The 25,111-nt window shown below is 41.6% G+C and carries 24 protein-coding genes and 7 tRNA genes; 25 read left to right on the forward strand and 6 right to left on the reverse strand.

Annotation, left to right across the window (positions count from 1 at the left end; translation table 11 throughout):
• Window positions 1–45: 45 nt before the first annotated feature.
• From QR42_RS02640 to QR42_RS02660, 5 genes are all read left to right on the forward strand, one after another.
• Window positions 46–375 (forward strand): anti-sigma factor antagonist, encoded by a 330-nt coding sequence (locus QR42_RS02640; RefSeq protein ID WP_017358393.1) that lies wholly within the window; start codon window positions 46–48, stop codon window positions 373–375.
• The gene (rsbW, locus tag QR42_RS02645; RefSeq protein WP_039176716.1) at window positions 372–860 is read left to right on the forward strand and encodes an anti-sigma B factor RsbW; all 489 of its coding nucleotides are present in this window, start codon (window positions 372–374) and stop codon (window positions 858–860) included. The genes QR42_RS02640 and rsbW overlap by 4 nt, the downstream gene beginning before the upstream one ends.
• Complete coding sequence (sigB, locus tag QR42_RS02650) at window positions 826–1,614, forward strand: RNA polymerase sigma factor SigB (RefSeq protein ID WP_024427378.1); 789 nt, start codon at window positions 826–828, stop codon at window positions 1,612–1,614. Before rsbW ends, sigB begins: the two co-directional genes overlap by 35 nt.
• Window positions 1,614–2,213 carry a PP2C family serine/threonine-protein phosphatase gene (locus QR42_RS02655; RefSeq protein WP_039176718.1) on the forward strand — a complete coding sequence of 200 codons (600 nt, stop codon included), beginning with the start codon at window positions 1,614–1,616 and terminating at the stop codon, window positions 2,211–2,213. The genes sigB and QR42_RS02655 overlap by 1 nt, the downstream gene beginning before the upstream one ends.
• A gap of 76 nt (window positions 2,214–2,289) precedes the next feature.
• A complete protein-coding gene (locus tag QR42_RS02660) occupies window positions 2,290–4,449 on the forward strand; it encodes a Tex family protein (RefSeq protein WP_039176721.1) in 2,160 nt (719 codons plus the stop codon).
• Between the two features lie 19 nt (window positions 4,450–4,468).
• Here the strand turns inward: QR42_RS02660 and cmpA are convergent, their stop codons facing one another.
• Window positions 4,469–4,603 carry a cortex morphogenetic protein CmpA gene (gene cmpA, locus QR42_RS19210; RefSeq protein ID WP_008346893.1) on the reverse strand — a complete coding sequence of 45 codons (135 nt, stop codon included), beginning with the start codon at window positions 4,601–4,603 and terminating at the stop codon, window positions 4,469–4,471.
• 99 nt (window positions 4,604–4,702) lie between these two features.
• On the opposite strand from cmpA, the gene QR42_RS02665 reads away from it, so the two are divergent.
• The 15 genes from QR42_RS02665 to cspC all read left to right on the forward strand — a co-directional run bounded on the left by QR42_RS02665 (window position 4,703) and on the right by cspC (window position 14,224).
• Window positions 4,703–5,176: a SprT family protein gene (locus QR42_RS02665; RefSeq protein WP_039176723.1), complete on the forward strand. Its 474-nt coding sequence runs from the start codon at window positions 4,703–4,705 to the stop codon at window positions 5,174–5,176.
• A 200-nt stretch (window positions 5,177–5,376) separates the two neighbouring features.
• Window positions 5,377–6,354 carry a thiamine pyrophosphate-dependent dehydrogenase E1 component subunit alpha gene (locus QR42_RS02670; protein WP_039176726.1) on the forward strand — a complete coding sequence of 326 codons (978 nt, stop codon included), beginning with the start codon at window positions 5,377–5,379 and terminating at the stop codon, window positions 6,352–6,354.
• Window positions 6,355–6,374: 20 nt separating this feature from the next.
• Window positions 6,375–7,412, forward strand: coding sequence for an alpha-ketoacid dehydrogenase subunit beta (locus QR42_RS02675; RefSeq protein WP_039176728.1), 1,038 nt, complete (start codon window positions 6,375–6,377; stop codon window positions 7,410–7,412).
• Between the two features lie 17 nt (window positions 7,413–7,429).
• Window positions 7,430–8,560: a dihydrolipoamide acetyltransferase family protein gene (locus QR42_RS02680; RefSeq protein WP_039176729.1), complete on the forward strand. Its 1,131-nt coding sequence runs from the start codon at window positions 7,430–7,432 to the stop codon at window positions 8,558–8,560.
• Window positions 8,561–8,576: 16 nt separating this feature from the next.
• Window positions 8,577–9,956, forward strand: coding sequence for a dihydrolipoyl dehydrogenase (lpdA, locus tag QR42_RS02685; RefSeq protein ID WP_039176732.1), 1,380 nt, complete (start codon window positions 8,577–8,579; stop codon window positions 9,954–9,956).
• A gap of 104 nt (window positions 9,957–10,060) precedes the next feature.
• Entirely contained in the window at window positions 10,061–11,908 is a 1,848-nt protein-coding gene (locus QR42_RS02690; protein WP_039176735.1) for a sigma-54-dependent Fis family transcriptional regulator, read from the forward strand.
• Between the two features lie 223 nt (window positions 11,909–12,131).
• A tRNA-Asn gene (locus tag QR42_RS02695) sits at window positions 12,132–12,206 on the forward strand.
• A 4-nt stretch (window positions 12,207–12,210) separates the two neighbouring features.
• Window positions 12,211–12,301: transfer RNA gene (locus QR42_RS02700), tRNA-Ser, on the forward strand.
• A 9-nt stretch (window positions 12,302–12,310) separates the two neighbouring features.
• Window positions 12,311–12,382 (forward strand) — tRNA-Glu (locus QR42_RS02705).
• Between the two features lie 20 nt (window positions 12,383–12,402).
• Window positions 12,403–12,477, forward strand: a tRNA-Gln gene (locus QR42_RS02710).
• Between the two features lie 31 nt (window positions 12,478–12,508).
• Window positions 12,509–12,584 (forward strand) — tRNA-Lys (locus QR42_RS02715).
• A gap of 7 nt (window positions 12,585–12,591) precedes the next feature.
• Window positions 12,592–12,674 (forward strand) — tRNA-Leu (locus QR42_RS02720).
• A 48-nt stretch (window positions 12,675–12,722) separates the two neighbouring features.
• A tRNA-Leu gene (locus QR42_RS02725) sits at window positions 12,723–12,806 on the forward strand.
• A gap of 161 nt (window positions 12,807–12,967) precedes the next feature.
• A complete protein-coding gene (locus QR42_RS02730; RefSeq protein WP_039176737.1) occupies window positions 12,968–13,762 on the forward strand; it encodes an alpha/beta fold hydrolase in 795 nt (264 codons plus the stop codon).
• A 258-nt stretch (window positions 13,763–14,020) separates the two neighbouring features.
• Window positions 14,021–14,224 (forward strand): cold shock protein CspC, encoded by a 204-nt coding sequence (gene cspC / locus QR42_RS02735; protein WP_008346765.1) that lies wholly within the window; start codon window positions 14,021–14,023, stop codon window positions 14,222–14,224.
• Between the two features lie 266 nt (window positions 14,225–14,490).
• Here the strand turns inward: cspC and QR42_RS02740 are convergent, their stop codons facing one another.
• Both QR42_RS02740 and QR42_RS02745 read right to left on the reverse strand, forming a co-directional pair.
• Entirely contained in the window at window positions 14,491–14,952 is a 462-nt protein-coding gene (locus QR42_RS02740) for a CarD family transcriptional regulator (protein ID WP_039176740.1), read from the reverse strand.
• Window positions 14,953–15,180: 228 nt separating this feature from the next.
• A complete protein-coding gene (locus QR42_RS02745; RefSeq protein ID WP_039176742.1) occupies window positions 15,181–16,230 on the reverse strand; it encodes an NAD(P)-dependent alcohol dehydrogenase in 1,050 nt (349 codons plus the stop codon).
• A 208-nt stretch (window positions 16,231–16,438) separates the two neighbouring features.
• On the opposite strand from QR42_RS02745, the gene QR42_RS02750 reads away from it, so the two are divergent.
• Window positions 16,439–16,840 carry a MerR family transcriptional regulator gene (locus QR42_RS02750; protein ID WP_039176745.1) on the forward strand — a complete coding sequence of 134 codons (402 nt, stop codon included), beginning with the start codon at window positions 16,439–16,441 and terminating at the stop codon, window positions 16,838–16,840.
• Window positions 16,841–16,882: 42 nt separating this feature from the next.
• Here QR42_RS02750 and bglS read toward each other — a convergent pair whose 3' ends face one another.
• Window positions 16,883–17,611 carry a beta-glucanase gene (gene bglS, locus QR42_RS02755; protein WP_039176748.1) on the reverse strand — a complete coding sequence of 243 codons (729 nt, stop codon included), beginning with the start codon at window positions 17,609–17,611 and terminating at the stop codon, window positions 16,883–16,885.
• A gap of 235 nt (window positions 17,612–17,846) precedes the next feature.
• On the opposite strand from bglS, the gene QR42_RS02760 reads away from it, so the two are divergent.
• On the forward strand, window positions 17,847–18,443 hold the full coding sequence (locus tag QR42_RS02760) for a TetR/AcrR family transcriptional regulator (RefSeq protein WP_224930346.1): 597 nt from the start codon (window positions 17,847–17,849) through the stop codon (window positions 18,441–18,443).
• Between the two features lie 79 nt (window positions 18,444–18,522).
• Window positions 18,523–19,962: a DHA2 family efflux MFS transporter permease subunit gene (locus QR42_RS02765; RefSeq protein ID WP_039176750.1), complete on the forward strand. Its 1,440-nt coding sequence runs from the start codon at window positions 18,523–18,525 to the stop codon at window positions 19,960–19,962.
• A gap of 291 nt (window positions 19,963–20,253) precedes the next feature.
• Here the strand turns inward: QR42_RS02765 and QR42_RS02770 are convergent, their stop codons facing one another.
• Both QR42_RS02770 and QR42_RS02775 read right to left on the reverse strand, forming a co-directional pair.
• Window positions 20,254–21,387, reverse strand: a complete 1,134-nt coding sequence (locus tag QR42_RS02770; protein ID WP_039176753.1) for an aminotransferase — start codon at window positions 21,385–21,387, stop codon at window positions 20,254–20,256.
• A gap of 100 nt (window positions 21,388–21,487) precedes the next feature.
• A complete protein-coding gene (locus QR42_RS02775; RefSeq protein WP_039176756.1) occupies window positions 21,488–22,543 on the reverse strand; it encodes an ornithine cyclodeaminase family protein in 1,056 nt (351 codons plus the stop codon).
• 394 nt (window positions 22,544–22,937) lie between these two features.
• On the opposite strand from QR42_RS02775, the gene QR42_RS02780 reads away from it, so the two are divergent.
• Together QR42_RS02780 and QR42_RS02785 are read left to right on the forward strand one after the other, a co-directional pair.
• Window positions 22,938–23,819 carry a LysR family transcriptional regulator gene (locus tag QR42_RS02780; protein WP_039176759.1) on the forward strand — a complete coding sequence of 294 codons (882 nt, stop codon included), beginning with the start codon at window positions 22,938–22,940 and terminating at the stop codon, window positions 23,817–23,819.
• Between the two features lie 283 nt (window positions 23,820–24,102).
• Window positions 24,103–24,996 (forward strand): alpha/beta hydrolase, encoded by an 894-nt coding sequence (locus QR42_RS02785; protein WP_039176762.1) that lies wholly within the window; start codon window positions 24,103–24,105, stop codon window positions 24,994–24,996.
• Window positions 24,997–25,111: the final 115 nt, after the last annotated feature.

Consider the following 25,111-nt stretch of genomic DNA (forward strand, 5'->3'; position numbering starts at 1 on the left):
GGTATATAAAACTTTAGGAAACAAGAATTTCGAGGTGAATGCATAATGAATATGTCTGTAAAAGAGCATCAAATAGATCAAAAAACGAAAATCAGTGTCAGCGGAGAAATCGATGTGTACTCCGCTCCTCAGCTAAGAGAAACGCTCATGCCTAAAGCAGAGGCGGGAGAGCATCTTGAAATCTGTCTAAAGGATGTTACGTATATGGATAGTACAGGTTTAGGTGTATTCGTTGGGCTGTTTAAAGCGGCTCAAAAAGCAGGTGGAACATTAAAGCTTGAGAACTTGTCAGAACGGCTTGTAAGGTTGTTTGAAATCACTGGATTAAAGGACATCATTGACATTTCTGCAAAGTCAGAGGGTGGGGTACAATGAACGAATCAGTAGATCTAATCGAGATGAAAATACCGGCAAAACCAGAATATGTAGGCATCATTCGTTTGACTCTTTCAGGCGTAGCGAGCCGGATGGGCTATGCCTATGAAGAGATTGAAGACTTAAAGATTGCCGTCAGTGAGGCCTGTACAAATGCAGTTCAGCATGCCTACAAAGGTGAAGACGGCGAAGATGGAGAGGTAGCTGTTCGCTTTCTTGTCTACGCGGATCGTCTAGAAATCATTGTCGCTGACAAAGGCGGTAGCTTTGACTTTAAGCAAAAACAGGAAGACTTGGGACCGTACACATCTGCTCATACGGTGGATCAATTGGCAGAAGGAGGTCTTGGTTTATACTTAATGCAAACATTGATGGATGAAGTCGAGGTGCAAGCAAACTCCGGAGTTACCGTGGCGATGACAAAGTTTTTAAACAGGGAGCGAGTTGACCATGACACAACCATCCAAAACTATGAAACTAACTAAAGATGAAGTAGACCGCCTCATCCAAAGCTATCAAACCAATCAAGATGAGCAGGCGCAGCTCACGCTGGTCGAATGCTATACAAACTTGGTTGATATGCTGGCGAAAAAATATTCTAAAGGAAAAAGCTTTCATGAGGACCTCAGACAAGTTGGAATGATTGGTTTACTTGGCGCCATTAAACGATACGACCCGCTCGTCGGTAAATCATTTGAAGCCTTTGCTATTCCAACCATCATCGGGGAAATCAAACGCTTTTTACGAGATAAGACATGGAGTGTCCATGTACCAAGGCGGATCAAAGAGCTTGGACCAAGAATCAAAATGGCAGTCGATCATTTGACAACAGAGACACAGAAATCACCTAAAGTCCAAGAAATTGCAGAATATCTGGATGTAACAGAAGAAGAAGTACTTGAAACTATGGAGATGGGCAAAAGCTATCAAGCACTGTCTGTTGACCAAGGTGTAGAGGCTGATTCTGAAGGAAGTACTGTGACGATTTTAGACGTTGTCGGCTCACAGGAAGAAGGCTACGAACGTGTGAACCAAAAAATGATGCTTGAGAGTGTGCTTCATGTGCTGTCGGATAGAGAAAAAGAGATTATCAATCTGACTTACTTGCAAAATAAGAGTCAGAAAGAGACAGGCGATTTACTTGGCATATCCCAAATGCATGTATCGAGACTGCAGCGGAAGGCAGTGAAAAAACTGCGAGATGCATTATCAGAAGATGCGTCTATGGAGCTAGGGTAATGAAACAGATTGAACAGCATGAGCATGTAAACGCCATTATCTATCAATCGAATAAAGAAGGAAAACCATGCTGCGGGGACAGTTTTTTTATTAAAGCAGATGATGAAGAACTAATTTGTGCTGTAGCAGACGGATTAGGCAGCGGTCAGTACGCCAATGAATCATCTTCTTTAGTCAGCGAAATTGTCGAAGAATATGGACATGAGGATGTAGCGACCCTCATCGACAGATGCAATCAGGCCATGAAAAATAAACGCGGTGCCACAGCTGCGATCTTAAAGGTGAATTTTTCTCAGCAGCAATTTACCTATTGTTCGGTTGGTAATATTCGTTTTATCTTGAATGCACCTTCTGGCGACTATATTTATCCACTTCCGACATCAGGATACTTATCAGGGAAACCTAGAAAATATAAAACATACACCTATTCCTACGAAAAAGGATCGATATTCATTATGTATTCAGACGGACTGAATGTGCCAAACATGCGCATGTGTTTAAAGCATGGACATTCAGTTGAAGACATCGCCAAACAGCTTGAAACATACACACAAGACAAAAAGGACGATCTCACCTATGTACTTGGTCAGCTCACGTAAAATAGCTGACCTTTTTTCTGTTTTGCCGGTTTTTTTGATACACTAAAAGAGAAGACACAGTGAGAGGATGCAAAGTATGAAGACATCTGACTTTTTATTGAAACAAATTGCGACAGAATTAAAGCTTTCAACGAAACAAATTGAAAGTGTGATCAAGCTTTTAGAGGATGGCAACACCGTCCCGTTTATTGCCCGTTATCGGAAAGAGCAGACAGGCTCACTGGATGAGGTGCAAATTCAAACCATTTCAGAGCGCTATACATATATCCAAAATGTCACGAATCGAAAAGAAGAAGTCATTCGCTTAATTGCTGAACAAGACAAACTAACCGATGAATTAAAACAGAAAATTGAACAAGCTCATAAACTGCAAGAGGTCGAAGATTTATACCGGCCATTCAAACAAAAGCGCAAAACAAAGGCGAATGTAGCCAAAGCAAAAGGGCTGGAGCCGCTGGCGGAATATTTACTCACGCTGCCAAGCGATCAGATCGAGAAGAAGGCAGCTGCTTTTATGAATGAAGAAAAAGAAGTGACGAATGTAGAAGAGGCACTTGAGGGTGCGCAGCACATCATTGCTGAACAACTGGCAGATGATCCTGATATGCGAAAATGGATTCGCAGTGAAACGTACCAAAAGGGCAGTCTGGTCACATCAGGAAAAGACGTCGAAAGCGATGAGAAAAACGTCTATGAAATGTATTACGATTATCAAGAGCCAATCAAAAAGATTGTCCCGCACCGTGTACTAGCGGTCAACCGTGGGGAGAAAGAGGGCATTTTAAAGGCAGCCATCGAACCACCTGCTGAAAATATTCGCTTCTATCTCGACAAACAAGTTCTAAAAGGCAAACAGACGACGGCGAGACCGTTTATTGAAGCAGCAATCGATGATGCATATAAACGTCTCATTCAGCCTTCCATCGAACGAGAAATACGAAAAGAGCTGACAGAAAAAGCAGAGGAACAAGCGATTCATATTTTTGCTGAAAACTTAAGAAAACTGCTGCTTCAGCCGCCGATGAAAGGGAAGCGTGTACTTGGAGTCGATCCCGCATTTCGGACGGGCTGCAAATTAGCCGTCGTGGATGATACAGGCAAAGTCCATCATATTGGCGTCATTTACCCGCATCCGCCCGTGCAGAAAAAAGCGGAAGCGAAACAAAAAGTGAAAGAGATCATTCAATCATCGAACATTGAAGTCATTGCGATTGGAAACGGAACAGCCTCAAGAGAGACAGAACAATTCATTGCAGACTTGATTCAAGAGCTGGATCAACCGGTGTCCTATTTGATCGTGAATGAAGCAGGAGCAAGTGTATACTCCGCATCTGCACTTGCGCGAGAAGAGTTTCCAGATCTGCAAGTTGAAGAACGAAGCGCCATTTCAATCGCTAGAAGATTACAAGATCCTTTAGCAGAGCTCGTGAAAATTGATCCGAAGTCTGTTGGTGTGGGCCAATACCAGCATGACGTCAGCCAGAAGCAATTAAACAGCTCGTTAACCTTTGTGGTAGAAACAGTCGTCAACCAAGTTGGTGTAAACGTCAATACAGCCTCACAGGCGCTGCTGCAATATGTGTCAGGCCTTTCAAAAGCCGTCGCTGGGAATATCATCAAAAGGCGCGAAGAGATTGGGAGATTCACAAGCAGAAAAGAATTGAAGGATATTCCAAGGCTCGGTGCTAAAACATATGAGCAGTGTATCGGTTTCTTGCGTATTACAGACGGACAAGATCCGCTTGACCGTACAGGCATTCACCCAGAGAGCTATAAAGAAACAAAACAGTTTTTACGCATGATCAACATGACGCCAGACGATCTTGGCACAGAGCAGTTAAAAGAGAAAATTGCTGAAGTGAAACTGGACGAAGCAGCAGAACAGCTAGATATTGGAACAATTACACTTCAAGATATCATCGATCAGCTCACAAGACCTGAGCGTGATCCGCGGGATGAAGTACCAAAACCGCTGCTCAAAACAGATGTATTGAAATTGGAAGACTTGAAGCAAGGAATGGAGCTGCAAGGAACAGTGAGAAACGTCGTAGACTTCGGCGCATTCGTTGATATTGGCGTAAAGCAGGATGGGCTTGTGCATATTTCCAAACTAAGCAATCGTTTTGTGAAGCATCCGCTTGACGTTGTATCAGTTGGTGACATTGTGACCGTCTGGGTGGACTCGGTTGACCAGGCAAAAGGCCGCGTTGCCCTCTCCATGCTGAAACCAGAGTAAACAAAAAACGAGGCGCACCTTAGGATGGGGTGTGCCTTGATGTGACTGAATGTTTTTTTCTATAAAAGTACCAGCATTGATTCAGCAATTTGATTTGATAATGATTTTTCTCATAAAATGCCTTCTGCATCTGATTTTTCAGCCAGTTGGGCATCGCCCATTCCTCCTTTGATCGAAACAGTGGGTGTATCTTCAATGTATGCATAGGGGAAATTGTCCCGTTCGAGGTTTTTATAGAAAGGAACGATCTTGATTGAACGAGAGAGAGTTACAGCAGTTAACAGAGCACATTTCCCAGCAGTTCTTTGGCAAGACATTCCGCCATCAGGCTGTTTTTAATGACCGGTTAAAAACGACAGGCGGGCGATATTTACTTGGTACACACAATATCGAACTGAACCGCCGATACCTAGAGGAGCATGGTCGAGAAGAATTAATTGGGATCATCAAGCATGAGCTGTGTCATTATCATCTACATCTTGAGGGAAAAGGCTATCAGCATCGCGACCGTGATTTTAAAGAGTTATTAAAACAAGTAGAAGCCCCGCGTTTTTGTACACCGCTTAAGACCTTACAAAAGAAGCGACGTGCGGGGAAACGCCATGAATACATTTGCACAGGATGCGGCCGGTCTTTTATCAGAAAAAGACGGTTTGATACCTCTCGTTATGTATGCGGCGTCTGCAAAGGGAAATTAAAGTGGCAGAGCACAACCGATTCATTATGATAAGCATTCCTCTAAGGGGATGCTTTTTTTATTCCATTAGATGTGTGGACATATGGAGACAAAAAGAGACGCATGTCTCATTTTGTCTCTTTTTTCATCGGTGTGATTCGGTCAAAGCCAAAGTGTTCATGTATCTTCATGTTGGCACGATTTTTGCTTGTATAGAAGTGCAAGCAAAAAAGGATAGGAGGTTTTACCAAATGGAAATGGCATTGTCTAAAGAAAAAGCCGTATGGATGTATCAAAAAATGCAGGAAATCCGTCAATTTGAAGATCGAGTACACGCGCTTTTTACAAAAGGAATCTTGCCGGGGTTTGTCCATCTTTATGCTGGCGAAGAAGCTGTTGCCGTAGGAGTCTGTGCACATCTGAATGAAAAAGACAGCATTACAAGTACCCACCGCGGCCACGGCCACTGTATAGCGAAGGGCTGTGATCTAAAAGGAATGATGGCAGAAATCTATGGGAAAGCCACAGGTCTTTGTAAAGGCAAAGGCGGATCCATGCACATTGCAGATTTTGATAAAGGAATGCTTGGTGCCAACGGAATTGTTGGAGGGGGCTTTCCTCTTGCGTGCGGGGCAGCCCTCACAGCCAAATATAAAAAGACAGAAAATGTAAGCGTTTGCTTTTTTGGGGATGGTGCAAACAATCAAGGGACTTTCCACGAAGGAATCAATCTCGCGGCCATCTGGAAACTGCCCGTCATTTTCATCGCAGAAAACAATGGGTACGGAGAAGCGACACCATTTTCCTATGCTTCAAGCTGCAAATCAATCGTCGATCGAGCGGCCGGTTATAACATTCCTGGGATTCAAGTAGACGGAAAAGATGTGATGGCCGTTTATCAAGCCGCAGAACAAGCAATTGAACGAGCGAAAAATGGAGAAGGTCCGACATTGATTGAATGCATGACATATCGGAATTATGGCCATTTCGAAGGAGACGCCCAGCGTTACAAAACCAATCAAGAAAAAACAGAACATCAAGAAGAGAGGGATGCGATCACTCTTTTTAAAAATGAATTGATCAAGCAGCAGCTGCTGACGAATGGAGAGCTATCAAATATTGAAGCGGCAGTAACTGAAGCGATAGATGAAGCCGTTCAATTCAGTGAAGAAAGTGAATATCCAGATCAGACCGAATTATTGACCGACGTGTATGTTTCGTATCAATAAATCAGAAGGAGGAGAGGAAAATGACAAGAGAAATCAGCATGTCTAGTGCATTGAATGAAGCGATTAAGCTTGCCATGAGAAGAGACGAGGATGTTATTTTAATGGGGGAAGATGTTGCTGGAGGCGCTCATGTAGATCACTTACAAGATGATGAAGCATGGGGCGGCGTGCTCGGTGTAACGAAAGGAATCGTTCAGGAGTTTGGACGTGAGCGAGTCCTTGACACACCGATTAGTGAAGCTGGCTATGTAGGTGCGGCCATGGCAGCTGCTTCCACAGGGCTAAGGCCAATTGCGGAGCTCATGTTTAATGATTTTATCGGGACCTGTCTGGACCAAGTGCTGAATCAAGGGGCTAAATTTCGATACATGTTTGGCGGAAAAGCAGAGGTGCCAATCACAATCAGAACGACACATGGAGCGGGTTTTAGAGCAGCTGCTCAGCATTCGCAAAGCTTGTATGCGCTATTTACAAGCATCCCTGGATTGAAAGTGGTGGTGCCTTCTTCACCATACGATGCCAAAGGATTGCTGCTGGCAGCCATCGAGGATCAGGACCCTGTCATCTTTTTTGAAGACAAAACGCTTTACAATATCACAGGAGATGTTCCGGAGCGATATTACACGTTGCCGCTCGGTAAAGCAGATGTGAAAAGAGAAGGATCAGATGTGACCATTTTTGCAGTAGGCAAACAAGTTCATACAGCACTCGAAGCAGCAGAGCAATTAGCTGCGCAAGGAATTGAAGCAGAGGTGATTGATCCTAGAAGCTTATCGCCGCTCGATGAAGAAGCCATTCTGACTTCAGTAGAGAAAACGAATCGGCTTGTCATTGTGGATGAAGCAAATCCGAGGTGTGGAATTGCCGCAGATATTTCTTCTCTGGTTGCGGATAAAGGCTTCGATTTACTCGACGCTCCAATCAAAAAAGTGACGGCTCCTCATACACCGGTCCCATTTTCACCACCGCTTGAAGATATCTATTTGCCGACACCTGATAAGGTTGTGAACACTGTCTTAGAAATGGTTGGAAAAAGTCATGACAAGATCATGAACTAAAGAAAGGAGAGAGGGAGATGGCTGTCGAGGTTGTAATGCCGAAATTAGGCATGTCAATGAAAGAAGGAACGGTATCGGTTTGGAATAAAGAGGTTGGAGAGACCGTGAATAAAGGAGAAAGCATAGCAAGCATCAACTCTGAAAAAATAGAAATGGAGATCGAATCACCTGCTGAAGGGACGATATTGGATATAAAAGTGTCTGAGGGGGAAGGTGTACCGCCTGGCACGGTCATCTGCTATATCGGTGAAGGAAACGAACAGGTGGAGGAAAAGAAAGAAAAAAACATGCAGCCAAAACCAAAGAAAGAGAGAAAGAAAATATCCCCTGTTGCACGTAAAATTGCTCAAAGCGCAAATCTGGACATTCATACACTTGTGGGAACAGGACCAGATGGGAGAATCACGAAAGCGGATGTGCTTCGGGCACTTCCTGATGAAAAAGAGAAACAACACAATGAACCAAAGCATCAGCCAGTCAGCATGATGCGGAAAACCATTGCCTCACGAATGATGGAAAGCCTGCAAACAAGTGCACAATTAACAATAACGATGAAAGCGGATGTGACAAAACTTACAGCTTTACAGTCTGAGTTGAACGAAACAGCTGGAGCACAACACGATATGAAATTAACCATGACCGATTTTGTAGCCAAAGCAGTGATTCTTTCTCTGCAAAAGCACCCTGCAATGAACAGTCAATATCAACATGATAGAGTCGAAACTTTTGAGCATGTACATCTTGGAATCGCTGCTGCTTTAGATCATGGGCTGGCAGTGCCTGTTATTCGGCATGCGGAAAAGCTTTCACTTATTGAGCTGGCGAAGAGTATCAAATCGTATGGCAAAAAAGCACGTGAAGGCAAACTTCTCCACGATGAAATTGAAGGCTCTACCTTTACAATCACTAACCTAGGTGCTTATGGTGTGGAACATTTCACCCCGATTTTGAATCCGCCGGAAGCAGGTATTCTTGGCGTTGGAAAAGCGGATCAAATGCCTGTTTATCAGGGGAATGAATTATGTAAAGGGACGATCCTGCCACTCAGTCTGACATTTGACCATCGCGTGCTGGACGGGGCGCCGGCATCACAATTTTTATCAACTGTTAAAGCGTATTTAGAAAATCCAGTATCCATTCTTTTATAGGAAGCAGGTGAAATGAATGACGCTTGTCATTATAGGAGGCGGGCCAGCAGGATATGTGGCGGCAATAACAGCCGCCCGTTTTGACAGAGAGGTTGTACTAATCGACCAAGGCCTGTTAGGAGGTACCTGCCTGAATGAAGGCTGTATCCCAACGAAAGCACTTTTACAAAGCGCTGATATGTACGAGCATGTGAAATCAGCTGGTCATTTTGGAATTGAGCTTCCAGGGAAGGAGCCTATCATTCATTGGGATGCCGTTCAAAAGCGGAAGCGGTCAGTCGTCAAGCAGCTGACTGATGGCGTTCGTTATTTGATGAATAAAAACAAAATCAGCGTGTTAAATGGGAAAGCATCATTTCTTTCGGCACATGAGCTATTGATAGAAAGTGAAGGGACATCTGAAATCATTCAAGCAAAACAAATCATTATTGCTTCAGGATCAGAACCTGCTGCTTTGCCTTTCGCCCCATTTGACAGGGAGTGGATCATTGATAGTAAGGATGCCATGACGCTCCCTTCAATACCAGATTCGCTTTGTATCATTGGCGGAGGGGTGATCGGCTGTGAGTTTGCAAGCATCTTTAGCAGAATGGGATCAAAGGTTGTCATGGTTGAACAGGCAGCACACATTTTACCTGAAGAAGATCACGATACCGCTAACTGTCTTCACGATCAGCTTCAAAAAGCTGGTGTGGAGATTTTGACATCAGCAACAGTCAAACAGCTTGATGCAATCTCAAAAAAAGTGGTGGTTGAGAAGGAACATGGAGAGCGCTGTGACATCAAGGCCGATCATTGTTTAGTCGCCATTGGCAGAAAGCCGAGGCTGGGAGAGCTGAATCTTGAACAGGTCGGCATTGAATTTGATAGAAACGGGATCTGCGTCAATGAGCATATGCAAACCAATCTCCCGCATATCTATGCGTGCGGTGATGTGACAGGCGGTGTTCAGCTTGCTCATGCTGCTTTTCATGAAGGAACGATTGCGGCATCACATGCATCAGGTGAAGATGTAAAGGTCAATGAACAAGTGATTCCAAGGTGCATCTACACGTCTCCAGAAATCGCGAGTGTCGGTTTAAATGAAGAGAGTGCTAGAAAACAATATGGGGAGATTCGGATAGGGAAATTCGCTTTTTCTGCTAATGGAAAAGCACTCATTTTAAATCAGCCAGCAGGTCAAGTAAAGGTCATTGTCGAACCGCAATATCAAGAAATTTTAGGTGTATCCATTATCGGGCCAAATGCCACAGAACTGATTGGACAAGCGGCAGTGATGATGCATACAGAGTTAACAGCTGATACATTAGAGCAGTTTATTGCGGCACATCCGACACTCTCTGAGGCGATACACGAAGCCTTGCTGCAAACAAATGGACGAGCGGTGCACTGCTGATAGAGAAACATTTTATCCGAATGAATTCCCTGGGTCAGCCAATAATTGAAAGCGCTTTTATAATTATCTATAATGGATAAAAAGCCCCCAGAGGAGAGGATGGAATGAATCCGACGCCTTGTTATTTAAATACTTGGAAACGCTTTGTTCGTGAAGGTTTACTTGATAGGTCTCGTCTGGACAAGAGAGTGATGGAGTCATGGCACAGATGTAAACAGGCAAATGTGAACCCGTATTTAGATAAAGGACAGTCGTTGTTAGAAAAGGAATTATTCAGTATTCAAAAAAAGAAGTACTCATTATTCCTAAATGCCGCTCTTCCTTACTTAAATAAAATTAGTCAGCAATTAAAAGAATCGGACATGATGGCCTTACTCATCGATGCAGATGGCTATGTGCTAAGTCTGACAGGAAGCCAAAGGACACTGGTAGAAGCGAAAAAAATAAATTTTATGGAGGGCGCGCGCTGGACCGAAGCCGATGTGGGGACGAACGCTATTGGAACGGCACTGGTCATTGGGGAAGCTGTAGCGATCAACGGAACTGAGCATTTTTCAGTCGCTTCCCACCATTGGAGTTGTTCAGCGGCCCCTATTCGTGACGCAGACGGCACGATCATAGGAGTCATTGATATCTCCTGTATGGCGAATCAAAGGCATCCTTTTATGCTTGGCATGGCTTCAACAGTTGCATATGCCATAGAGAGAGAAATTCAGGTCCAGCAAAAAAGGAAAGAGATGGAGCTGGTCAGTCATTGTCTCCAGCAGGTAGAAGCGGACGAGCCGTATGTTGTCTGTAATGAGAAAAAGCAGATTGTTTCGGCAAGCAAACCGATTAGAGATCGGTTTTCAGACTGGTACGGAATGGATGTTGAACTGCTCATGGCTGATACATTTGTTACACGAGACAAGCGTCTCATTCAGTCAGAACAAGACGGAGAGCTGCTTGGGATGTCTTTTTCTCTTGAAGAAGCAGCGAAGAGCAATATCACCGTTTCTTTTGCTCAATTTCCCGGGGAATCTGGAACAAGTACAGTATTTCAGCAGACGCTCAGCGAATTGAAACGAGCGGCACAAACAGATGTAAATGTATATATTTGGGGAGAAACAGGTACAGGGAAAGAACTGGCCGCTCGAGCAATTCACTTAGCTAGTGAAAGACATAAAGGACCGTTTATTGCCGTTAATTGTGGAGCCATACCAGAAAGCCTATTAGAAAGCGAACTATTTGGTTATGCTGAAGGAGCTTTTACAGGGGCAAAACGTCATGGAGCAAAGGGGAAATTTGAACAGGCGCAGAAAGGAACTCTCTTTTTAGACGAAATTGGCGAAATCCCTTATGCGATGCAAGTGGCGCTTCTTAGGGTCATTGAAGAAAGAAAAGTCGTACCGCTCGGCGGGACACACGAAATCCCTTTGGATATTAGAATCATAACAGCGACACACCGGAATATGAACGTACTGCTGAAGGAAGGAAAAATACGTGAAGATTTGTATTACCGTCTTCATGTCTATCCAATCAACATTCCGCCGCTTAGAGAAAGAAAAGAAGACATTGTTGATTTATATCGTTATTACCAAAGGAAACACCAATGGAATGCGACATTTCCTGAATCTTTTTTTCGTAAGCTAGAAGCGTACCACTGGCCAGGAAACATACGAGAGCTTTTTAATCTGTTTGAACATATAAGGGTACTATTTCCTAAAGGAGGAAGGATTGGTGAATCGCAATATGCGGCGGTTTTAGAGGCGATGGATCAGAAAAAGCAGAAGCTGCATCTACCAGAATATACCGAGAATCCAAAAGAACTCACGCTAAGGGAACGCATTCAAAAGCAAACGGTGATAGAAGCACTGCACAAAACAAAAGGTCATGTGTCAGAAGCAGCGAAGTCAGCAGGGGTGCCAAGAAGCACCTTTTATAAGTGGATGCGAAAGTATAAGTTGTCATGAACTCATAGGGAGCGCAGCAGCAAGGAGGCCTTGGTCTTTCAGTTAGAGGTCGGGGTCTTTCTGTCATGTCTAAACAGAAAACAAAAAGGAAGGAAGAAAGGCTTGACTGTTATATTAGTATATGTTAAATTATAAAAGCCGTCGCTAATGAGACAGGAATGAAACACTTAAAAATTCTTGACACATTTTTCTGGCATAGATATAATGAAACATGTCTTATTATTCCGCAGTAGCTCAGTGGTAGAGCTATCGGCTGTTAACCGATCGGTCGTAGGTTCGAGTCCTACCTGCGGAGCCATAATGGAGAAGTACTCAAGTGGCTGAAGAGGCGCCCCTGCTAAGGGTGTAGGTCGCGCGAGCGGCGCGAGGGTTCAAATCCCTCCTTCTCCGCCATTATTGTATGGCCCGTTGGTCAAGCGGTTAAGACACCGCCCTTTCACGGCGGTAACACGGGTTCGAATCCCGTACGGGTCATGTTTTGTTTTTTGATTCGTTGGGCTATAGCCAAGCGGTAAGGCAACGGACTTTGACTCCGTCATGCGTTGGTTCGAATCCAGCTAGCCCAGCCATTTTTTATATATGTTTTTCTGCATAGCAGATGAGCCATTAGCTCAGTTGGTAGAGCATCTGACTTTTAATCAGAGGGTCGAAGGTTCGAGTCCTTCATGGCTCACCATTGTCACGCGGGTGTGGCGGAATTGGCAGACGCGCTAGACTTAGGATCTAGTGTCTTTATGACGTGGGGGTTCAAGTCCCTTCACCCGCATTGTTTTTTCAAACAGTGCACTTATGAATATATGAGCACATCATACACGCGGTCGTGGCGGAATGGCAGACGCGCTAGGTTGAGGGCCTAGTGGGTGAATAACCCGTGGAGGTTCAAGTCCTCTCGGCCGCATCTAAGAAACCAAAGGTTGTAGACCTTTGGTTTTTTTTGTGCTTTCTAATTAGTTTGAACAGTTATATATGATAGTTTACGATGATAACAAGTTTAGTGAAAAAAGAATTTTTCTAAAATTGTGATAAAATATTGAAGAGTAGGAAAGGGGAAATAAAAACATGTCAATTTACCATAAAGTCATTGGAGAAGGGTATCCGATCGTGATATTGCATGGTTGGACTCTTGACCATCAGGTAATGTTACACGCATTGGAACCGGTATTCGAAAAACGAAGCGGTTGGAAGAGAATATACATAGATTTACCAGGTATGGGACGTTCAAAGCCACATCCGTCTATTCAGAACTCTGATGATGTGCTAGAAGCGATATTGTGTCTTTTGGACGAGATTATCCCTGATGAACAGTTTATTGTTTGTGGTTATTCATATGGAGGGTACATCGCCAGAGGTATCGTTCGTTCACGTCAGGAAACCGTTCGTGGATTACTGCTTGTGGCGCCCATGACTATACCAGAATTCAATGAAAGAGTCGTACCAGAGGCGGCGGTTTTAAAAAGTGACAGCAGCTTCATATCACAATTGTCTTCAGAGGAGGTAGATGAATTTTGCTCTATGATAGTTGTGCAAGGAAAAACGGAATGGGAGAGGTTTCGAGATGAAATTTTACTTCCTTCTAAACAAACAAATCATGATTTCATCAACAACATTCATCAAAATGGATATGGTTTTACCTTCGATATTTCAACTGATCTTAAGTATCCAACGCTCATTATCACAGGGCGCCAGGACAATGTAGTCGGATACCACGATGCATGGCGGCTCATCGAAGATTATCCAAGAGCCACTTTTGCGGTGCTTGATATGGCTGGTCACAACCTACAAATTGAACAACCCGATGTATTTAACTCATTAGTCGATAATTGGTTAAATAGACTTGAGTTGGAAAGTCTTTAGTAAGGTACAACTTATTATAGAATTCAAGCTTTATGATTAACATGTCTATACCTTTTACCATCATCCCCCTGTCTAATGATGTACTTATGTTTCTTCTAATCAACAAATTGCAATTATTACCGATTCATGCTATAATGAAAAGTAATTATTTTTGTTCGGCGTAAAGGATAGTATGAAGATTGACTTTTCGTCTTGAGGGTACTTTGGGCAAGGATAGTATAATACATTGTGTGGTAAACGCACGAGGAGGCAACAATCATGGAACAAGGTACAGTAAAATGGTTTAACGCAGAAAAAGGTTTTGGATTTATCGAACGTGAAGAAGGCGACGATGTATTCGTACATTTCTCAGCTATCCAAGGCGACGGATTCAAATCTTTAGACGAAGGTCAAAAAGTATCATTTGACGTAGAGCAAGGTTCTCGTGGAGCTCAAGCTGCTAACGTTCAAAAAATTGCTTAATCTTCATTCTTTTAAAACAGGTTCTCTACGGAGAGCCTGTTTTTTTGCATGAAAAAACCCTACTCAACGTACAAGTAGGGAGATGGTACAAGGTATTCGTAAAAATTTCATGCTTCAAAGGTTAGTTTAGTATAACATACTGGATTGACAATATGCGGAATTTTCCTAAATAATTTCTTTTTCTTTTCAAAGTGACAGGGCGTGGAGCTATTCGTAGAGAATAACAAATGAGGGAGAAGGTGGGAGTAAAAAAGTGGTATAAATTTTTAAGAAAAGCTCTTAATCTGTTTTTCGGTAATTCCTTCGATGACTTCCAGTTCACTAATCAAATACTCATAAGCATCATCCAGCATTTTCTTTTCACTTGAATTGAGTGGTTTTTCTTTTTTCATTCGCAAGAGGTCACGTACAACTTCAGCGCCTTCTTGGATATCGCCTGTTTTGATTTTGTTTGTATTGATTTTATACCTTTCTTTCCAGGACAATAATGTATCTGAGGTTTCATTCTGAAAAATGTGGATAATGTTCTTGATGGCAAGTATATTCGTAACTGCTCTTATATTTGACCCTGACATTTTCTTTGTTGGAATCATCACTTTCATCTGGCTGACGGACATCTTAATGACATAATACTCTTCTGTCTCGGCAGAAAATTTCTTTTCTTCTATGGCTTCAATTATGCCTGTTCCGTGCATTGGATAAACAATGTTATCACCAATTTGAAACATTTCATCCACCTCCATAAATTGTATCTACTATAAGGGTATCACAAATGAAGGTGTAATAACCAAATTTTTAATAATAACATGTTTTTTATTTTTATGTCAATATTTTTTGTGCGAATTTCAGAGGATTTTTGCTGTGAAATGTCCATTGCATACACCTGTGTAAAAGGAAAAGGTTGAAACATAACAAAAGACCAGCCAATCAGGCTAGTCTCTTAAAACAAATAGCAATCACAACGTAGCAATATCAATCACAAAGCGGTAACGCACATCACTTTTCAGCACACGTTCATACGCTTCATCAACTTGATTAGCATTGATGACTTCAATTTGTGGTGCAATGTTGTGAGCAGCTGCGAAATCGAGCATTTCTTGTGTTTCTTGGATGCCGCCAACGAGTGAACCAGCAATGCTGCGACGGCCGGAAATTAATGAAAAGACGTGGAATTGATCCGGCTTAGGCGGTGCACCGACGTTTACCAAGGTTCCATCTACACGGAGTAAGGACAGATAGGCATCCACATTAATGTTGGCAGAGACCGTATTGAGAATGAGGTCATACTGACCGGCTAGTGTCTGAAACGTTTCAGGATCACTTGTAGCAAAATAGTCTTTTGCGCCAAATGATAGTGCTTCTTCTTTTTTATTCAAAGAGCGGCTTAAAACCGTTACTTCAGCACCAAGTGCGCGTGCGAATTGAATGGCAACATGGCCGAGTCCGCCCATTCCGACGATAGCAACCTTTTTGCCAGGGCCTGCCTTCCAGTGCTTTAATGGAGAATAAGTTGTAATGCCAGCACAGAGAAGAGGGCTTGCGGCATCAAGAGGCAGTTGTTCAGGAATGCTGACGACAAATCGTTCAGTCACGACAATTTTTTGACTGTAGCCGCCATAAGTCGGTTCCCCGTCATAGTCACGGCTGTTATACGTTTGGACGACTCCTTTTGTGCAATACTGCTCGTCTCCATTTTGACAATATTCACAGGTGCCGCAGGAATCCACAAAGCAGCCAACACCTACACGGTCACCGATCTGAAACTTCGTCACATCATCCCCTACAGCTGCAACGACCCCAGTAATCTCATGACCAGGAACCATTGGGAAAATACCGCCGCCCCATTCATCAAAAGCGCTGTGGATATCTGAATGACAGATCCCGCTAAATTGAATATCAATTAAAATATCATGTGGACGAAGCGCTCTTCGTTCAATGGTCGTCCGTTCAAAATTCGCTTTTGCGTGTGAAACACTTAAAACATTTGATTGGTGCGTCTGGCACATTCTTGATCATCCTTTCAAAAATAAGATTCGATTCTTTCTTCTATACTGTACTTCTTAAAGTGAACTATAAGTCAACAGAAAACCTTTTGTAATAACGAATTCAACATTCTTGAATCAAGAATTGAGTCAAAAGCATCTTGCTTTCTTTTTCAAAATGGAGATGATGAGGAAAGGGAGATCGGAAGGTAAGAGAAAGAGGGAGGGCACAATGAAAATAGCACAAGCAGCAAAACAGCTCGATTTATCCACTGCGACACTTAGATATTACGAAAATATTGGTTTGATTAGGGAAATCAAACGTGATGATCATGGGATTCGTGATTATACAGAGGATGATCTTCAATGGATTGAATTTATCAAGTGTATGAGAAATGCTGGGCTCTCGATTGATGCGCTTAGAGAATATACAGCCTTATTTTTTGAGGATGATAATCATACGTTATCTTCGCGAAAAAACATTTTGGTCAATGAACGAGAAAGACTCGTCCAAAAACAAAAGGAAATCGAAGAGACCATTAAACGATTGGATTTCAAAATAGAAAGTTATGAAGATATTATCCACAATCATGAGAAAAAACTCGCTCATCAGCTGAAAACTAGTTCAAATTAAACGAAGAAAAACCTGTGACAAGTCACAGGTTTTTTGATAGAGTTATCTTTTTGTGTAACGCACCCAGTTATAATGTGCGTGGAGTGGTGTAACACCGTTGTAGGAACCAAGCCATTCATCGACACCTGCACCATTCCACAGGTTCATCATAATTTTCCCTGGTGTTTGAGGAATTTGTGTGGTGGCGGTATGCTTTAATTGTCCATCGACATACCATTTGATGGAGTTTGGCTGCCAGTCAAATGCATACGTGTGATAAGAGTTCGCTGCATCGAAACCAAGGTTGACGATCTTTTCATGATTTCCTACACCATTGGTATAGTAGTTAAACTGTACCTTTGTCGTATCTTTTCCTAGAAATTCAATGTCAATCTCATCCCAAGGCGTGCCATCAGTCGGTCCCGTATAAGTGAAGAAAGAAGAGACGATCCCCACATTTTTGGCGGGCTTCATGTTGACTTCATATAGCCCATAGCCGTACGTTTGAACGGAGCGGTTTTCTCCGCAGTCAAACTTGTTATAGGAGGGACTTGTGAGCGATAAACGCATTTCACCTGCTGAGGTCATAGACACATTATTTGCACGCCACGTACAGTTAAACATGTTTCCATTCGAGTATCCATCGGCTTTTTGCCATAACCCCGTATTATAGTTGTTAAAAGGTTCATAAAACGATCCACCCGTTTGTGCCGAGGCACCCGCAGTAAATGTGGACAAACTCAAGACTAATCCAGTGACAACCAGCATCAACATTCGTTTCATACGGTACATATTCGCATTCTCCTCTCCTTTTGTGGAAGCGCTTTCTTTATTGATCATACATGATTCTTTCAAAAGGGAAAATCGGTCTAAATAATGATAAACTGTGTGCATCATTTAATAGAATTGAAAGAAAAAAATAATGATTGACAATGCGGACAGTTGTCCGTAAGATAATATCGGGACAATTTTCCTAAGAAAAACCTAAAGTGTTTTGATTTAACACATAGAGATGAGTGTCATGTGGATGAAGGTAAAGAAGGTGTGTATGGTGGAAAAGGATATTGGTGAGGAAATTGAAGAGATCGCATTCTCCTTGTTTCAAGAATTTGGTGTAGAAAATGTCAGCATGCATAAAATTGCGAAAACAGCTGGTGTTGGACAGGGCACTCTATACCGCCGCTACGCCAATAAAAGTGATCTGTGCCTTTCTATCCTTGGGGAGAGATTTGAACAGCTGATCCCAGCTTTGCATCTTTACTTGAGCAAAATAAGTGATCAGCCGGTTCGTGAACGTTTACGCTATGTTCTCGAAGAAATTCATCTGATCGTCGGTCACCATTTAGACTGGATTCGGATGCTCACAATCTCTGGGAATTTAGAGCAGACAAGTAAAGTGTATGATAGTCATTACAGTCAATCACTAAGACAAATCATTCGTGAATTGCTTGAAGAAGCGAGAGAAAAGGGAGAAGCGAATATACAGGATATAGAACTGACAACGTTATGTATGTCCTCTCCAATGACGCCTGAGCTCATGTTTTATATACATGAATCTGGCTATTCGATCGACAAAATTGCTCAATTTGCAGCAGAAAAACAGATTTTATCCGTCTTTCAATAGACATGAAAGTGGCTCATTTCTGACCACCCTGACTTCCTAAGGTTCATCTAAATTGAAAAAGAAAAGGAGCCAACTTAATATGAACAAAAAGAAAGCAGCAGCTTCTGAAATTCGAACGCTGCCCATTATTATTTCTTTTATCACAGCTGGATTTATTGGCCTGTTCAGTGAAACGGCATTAAACATGGCGCTGAGAAGTTTAACGTTAGACTTTGGAATTGAAGCGACGACTGCTCAGTGGCTGACAACAGGATATTTATTAACACTTGGTATTCTCGTACCGATTTCAGGACTCATTCTTCAATGGTTTACAACAAGACAGCTTTTCATTACGTCGCTCGTCTTTTCGATCATCGGAACATTTATTGCGGCGGTTGCCCCGGTCTTTAGTATTTTAATGGTAGCACGTGTCGTGCAGGCAGTCGGTACAGCATTGCTTCTGCCATTGATGTTTAATACGATTTTGGTCATCATCCCGCCTCATAAACGAGGCAGATCAATGGGGATTATTGGTCTTGTGATTATGTTTGCACCAGCTGTCGGCCCGACAGTCTCTGGTCTTATTTTGAAATCGTTGACTTGGCATTGGATTTTCTGGATTTCACTTCCTTTATTAATGGCTGCACTTGTCTTTGGTTTTATCTTTATGCAAAATATTACAGAACCAACAAGACCGAAAATCGACATCTTATCGATTGTGCTTTCAACCATTGGTTTCGGTGGAATAGTATATGGCTTTAGCAGTGCCGGTGAAGGGGGCGGCTGGAGCAGTATGCATGTCATCGTTGCAATTGTAGTTGGTGTCATAGGGATTCTCGTGTTCTCTTTAAGACAGTTGAACATGAAAGAACCAATGCTGAACTTAAGCCCGTTTAAATATCCGATGTTTGTCATTGGTTTACTTCTGATTTTAGTGTGTATGATGGTAATGCTGTCTGCTATGATGATTTTGCCATTGTATCTGCAAACGTCCTTGGCGCTTTCTACATTTACAGCAGGTTTAATGCTGTTGCCAGGTGGAATTATCAACGGACTGCTCTCTCCAATCATGGGTGGTCTATTTGATAAGTTTGGTCCAAAATGGCTTGTCATTCCAGGTCTTGTCATTGTCGCAGCGACGATGTTTGGCTTTACGAATCTAAGTGTCAATACGTCAATTGGTTTCATTGTAACCCTTCATATTACCTTAATGATCGGAATCGCAATGATCATGATGCCTGCTCAAACCAATGGATTAAATCAGCTTCCGCCAGAGCTATATCCGCATGGTACAGCGATTATGAATACCTTGCAGCAAGTGTCAGGAGCCATTGGTACTGCGATCGGTATCTCGATCCTTTCATCAGGAGCTCGCAGCTTTATGGAAAATGTATCTGATCCCGCAAATCCGGTGAATCAGCTGCTCGCCTTTACAAATGGTGTCCAGCATGCATTTATCTTTGCCGTGATCATGACCGTCATTGGATTGATTATTGCTTTCTTCATTAAACGAGTGAAGGTAGAACAGCAAGTATCATAAGAGAAATGAAAAGCACTGAGGACATAGCGCCGCAGTGCTTTTTTTCAATAAATTAGTCTTTCATCAAATAATGATATCATTAAATATGAAAATAAATGAAAAAAAAAGAGTCGTACATAATGGTAACTATTGAAATTAATGATGTGAGATAATCTGATAAGTTATTTCAATGTTTTTTTAAGGGTTTTAAATATCCCTTATTCACTTTATAAAAAACCGAACTAACCATTATTGGCAGTTCGGTTTTTTGTACGATCAGATATTCCAAATATCTATCTTAATGGTTGTTAATCAGCTATTTACTTTAAGGGTACGCAAATATTCAGAGAATTTCTCAAGACCTGCTTTTAATACATCTGTTGAACATGCGTAACCGATACGAACGTATCCTTCCATATCAAAGCAAGAACCTGGCGTTAAGAATGTGCCATTCGTTTTAAATAGGTCAACGCAAAATTCTTCTGATGAAACAGGGTAATCGTATTTCAGCATAGATGTTGTGCCTGCACGTGGCTTTACGTAGGAGATTGAAGGTTCGTTTTGAACCCACTCATCTAAAATAGCCAGATTATCTTTGATAATTTTGCGGCTTCTCCCTAGGACTTTGTCGTAGTTTTTAAGAGCATGAACGGCTAACATATCGTCAAGCACACCACAGCTGATTGTTGTGTAATCACGGTGTTTTATGCATTCAGCGATCACATCACTTGGACCTGCAATCCAGCCAAGGCGCAATCCGGCTAATGAAAATACTTTTGACATACTTGATGTACTGATTCCTTTTTCATATAAATCAGCAACAGATGGCACAACAAGGTTATCTTCCTGTAATAGGTTTCTGTATACTTCGTCGCACAGCAAGTAAGCATCACTTGAGCGTGCAATTTCTACAATCTCTTCAAGCATTTCTCTCTCAATAATAGCACCTGAAGGATTATTCGGATTGTTGATAATAATCAATTTTGTTTTTTCGTTAATCAGAGACTTTAATTCGTTTAGATCCGGCAGGAAGTTATTTTCTGGTCTCAATGGCAGCAGATCTACATTCGCGCCAAATGAAGCAGGCACATCATATAACTGCTGGTATGTTGGGTGTACAGCAATTACATGATCTCCTGGCTCAATAAGAGAATAGAGCACTAAGAAGTTTGCACCAATTGCTCCATTCATGACAAGTACATTATCAGCTTCAACTGTCTCATACAGGCCAGATACTAAGCTTTTAAACTCTGGAGATCCTTCAATATGTCCGTATGTTAATTTTTTCTTTCCGACTTCATTGAAAAAATCTGCCGGATTTGTGCCGTCAATCCCAATCAACTCATTTACAGTGAAAGATTCAACACATGTTTCCGCGATATTATAAACGGCCTCTTGCTCGTATAAATTCATCCAATGTTCTACAGCAAATGTTTTAATATTCATCCGATTAACTCCTTTGTAAGTATGATCTTATTTTTTGATACATAGTCTTTTGGTAAAGAATACTTTCTAAAATCTGCTTATTTAAAAGGCTATCGATCAGTTACAGCTTTGTCGACATCCCAATTTGTTTTTCTTCTGCCTGTTCTAGAACATAGCTCGCTGTCAATAGATCTTGAAGAGAGATGCCTGTACTGTCAAAAACAGTGATATCTTCTGGAGAAACGCGTCCTGGTGCTTGATTTGTAATCACTCCTCCAATTTCCGAAATGATGCTATCTTTTGCGATGATGCCTTTTTTGAATGCAGTTTCAAATTCTCCTACCGTAACAGACTGTTCAAGGTCATCAACGAATATGCGAGCATCAGTTAAAATATTTTCATCAATTTCCTGTTTTCCTGCCATGTCTGCACCCACACATGAAAAATGAGTACCTGGCATTACCCATTCTTTTAGAATAATTGGTTGGCGTGCTGGAGTAGCTGTAATAATAATATCTGCATTTCTCGTAGCTGATTCAATATCATTAACCGGCGTATACTCAATCTCTATCTTTTGAAGCATTTCTTCATAAACTTCCGGGTTTTGTTCTTTAGTTTGAGCTAACAGCTCTTTTAACTTGCCTTTGATGTCTGCACAAAACTGACCAGCTCGGTCAAATGAATGAGCATTATACACTCGAACTCTTTTGATATGGTTCATTGTCATTAAAACAGCTAAGATTTGATAAGCCGCAACATGACCTGATCCTACCATAAGTAATTCTTCTGATTCTTTTCTTGCTAAATATTTAGCTCCAATTCCACCAGCTGCTCCGGTGCGCATCATGGTCATATACTCACCGCTCAAGATACCGATTGGAAGGCCTGTACGGCTGTCAAGAACTAAGACAGTTCCAACAACAGCAGGAAGGCCTTTAGAAGGGTTGTCACCGAACCAGGAAACAAGTTTTAAACCGAAAATGCCTGCTCCTGACAATTCTCCTGATTTAATATCCATGTCCGCTTTACCAGGTTCGAACTCGTGAAACACCATTGGGAATAAAGAAGCTTCTTTATTTTCTTTTAAGACGTAAGCTTTTTCTACGATATCGATTACATTTTTCATATCAAGAATAGCTTTGATATCTTCATGATTTAATACTTTAAATGGGTACATAATATTCTCCCTTTCCCTTACTTCGTTAAGCTCTTTATCAAATCTATCACAGGATGAAACAAGCTAAAAATTAATTAATTTAATAGTATGCATTAGAAAACTTTAGCGATATATCATAACCTTAAGAGTAAGGAGATGATTTGGTTTTTTATTGGTATTTTAAATTAGGCGATTCAATAGTTACCAATAAAAAATGAATGATTCGTATCAAACTTTTAGATTCTCCCGTTAAAATTTTTGATATAATGATTTGATTGCTATTCGCTTCAGAGCATCTTGTCTATGGGGTTATATGGTTAACCTTATATCCTATGAGAAAGATGATTACTTTATATACTTTTGGTTAGGAGCTTTTGTAGGCTATAAAAAATATAGATAGTGAGATGAAGGTTAAATGGAACTCAGAAATCTAAAAACTTTTCAAGTAGTAGCCAATGAATTGAATATGACCAAAGCTGCAAAGATCTTAAAATATACTCAACCCACTATTACTTTGCAAATTCAAGTATTAGAAAGGGAACTAAACCATTCTCTATTCACCCGTATTGGAAAAAAAACGTTTTTGACGCCTGCTGGAAAAAAATTAAAGCAGCATACAGATAGATTATTTGAATTAATGGAATATATGGAAAGAGACATGGAAGAGTTAAATGGTCCTTCCGGAAGTCTAACTGTGACAGCTTCAGAATATTATTGTACGAATCACCTTTCCCTACTGCTTAGTTCTTATACAAAATTGCATAAACAAGTTAAGCTGCGCCTCATGCCAGCAAACAGCCTTATAGCTGTCGATAAAATTTTAAATAATGAAGCAGATATTGGGATTGTTGCAGGGGAAGTTGATTCCTCAGAATTAGAAAAGTTTGTTTTAGAAAGGGAAAAGGCGGTGTTGGTTGTCTCCGCCGATCTTACAAAAAACCGCTCTAAAGAAGAGATTATAGAATCTTTTCCGTTTCTTGCTTATCATGAACATTGCGGTTTTAGCTCAATTACAGAGCAGTGTTTTTCTGAAATTAACACCCGTCCATCTTCTATCATTGAATGCGGGGGAAGTGATGAAACGATTAGGCGGGCAGTTTTAAATAAAACCGGAATCGCCTTGCTTGGTGAAAATATGATTAAAGAAGAATTAGCAGAGGGTATTCTTATCCCATTGCATTACTGTGAAAAACCAATTGAAACATCTGTCGTATATTTAAGAAGTCGTTCAGAAGGACCAACCATTCAATCTTTCTGTGAATTGCTCAAAGAAACTTGGTTTGCAGTTACAGATTGATCGTATTTTAGGTTTTTTGCGTAATATAAAAACGAGTTTTCCCATTTACATTAAACATGGAAAACTCGTTTTCTTCGTTTTTTCATTCTCTTAGTATCGTGTGTTAAATTCAGTGCGTTACTTAGCTTTATTGATAAGTTTAGCTAATAAACGTATACCTTCTTCAATGTCTTCTTTTTTTATTTTGATTATTCCAGTAAGGTGCTGCTGATTCAGTAGAAGGAAAAGAGGAAAAAGGAACGAATGAGTTAAGAAGAAATGAATAAGATAGGAGTCTGAGATCATGAACTTAGAAGAACAAATCAAAATCGCTGCTTCATTACGCCAGCCATCTGAAGGTTCATTAGCGAGTCAATCGGAACTAAAGCCAGTAAATCCTCCTGATGTGAACAAAATGGAATATGACATTCCAACAAGTGCTGGCGAAACAAAGGTGTGGGTGTTTAAGCCAGTGAACACATCAAAGCAGCCACTTCCTGTTTTTGTGAATTTACATGGTGGCGGATTTATCATGGGCAGTGCTGAAATGGATAATCCATGGTGTCCAGTCATTGCAGACCGGGCGCAATGTATCGTGGTCAATGTCGAGTATCAGCTTGCTCCTGAGCACCCTTTCCCAGCGGCTCTTCATGAATGCTACGATGTACTGAAGTGGCTGTATGAACACCCTGACGAGCTTCAAATCGATCGGAATGCATTAGCCGTTGGCGGACATAGTGCAGGAGGAAATTTGGCAACGGCTGCTTGTCTATTGAATATTCAAAAAGGAAATACACTCCCAATTGTTTATCAGGTGCTTGATTATCCGCCGCTTGATCTAGCCACTGATCCAGCAGAAAAGCCAGCGTTTGATGAAGCGATTCCAGTTGAATTGGCGAGACTTTTTAATTCCTTCTATCTGCAAGGCCAAGATCCGCGCAATCCGCTCGTTTCTCCGGTTTTTGCAGATCGTACATCCTTGGCACAAATGCCTCCAGCTCTCGTCATCACAGCAGAGAAGGATTCGCTGGCTGAAGAAGCTGAGCAATATGCTGCCAAGTTAAAAGAAGCTGGGATAGACGTCACGTATAAACAATTTAAAGGAGTTCCACACGGCTTCACGCACGCCGGAGATTTAGCCATAGCTGAAGAAGCTTGGCATTTGATGGGGGATCAACTAAAGAAGGCGTTTGAATAAAAAAAGCAGAGTGATTCAAAAGCACAGGAGACAATGGGCCTGTGCTTTTCTTATTGTTTCTGAAAAAAAGCGTCAGATATCTTTCCTCATTGTCGATATAATAGAAAAAATAGAT

The sequence above is a fragment of the Bacillus sp. WP8 genome (assembly GCF_000800825.1).
In the GTDB taxonomy this organism is placed as follows: Bacteria; Bacillota; Bacilli; order Bacillales; family Bacillaceae; genus Bacillus; species Bacillus safensis.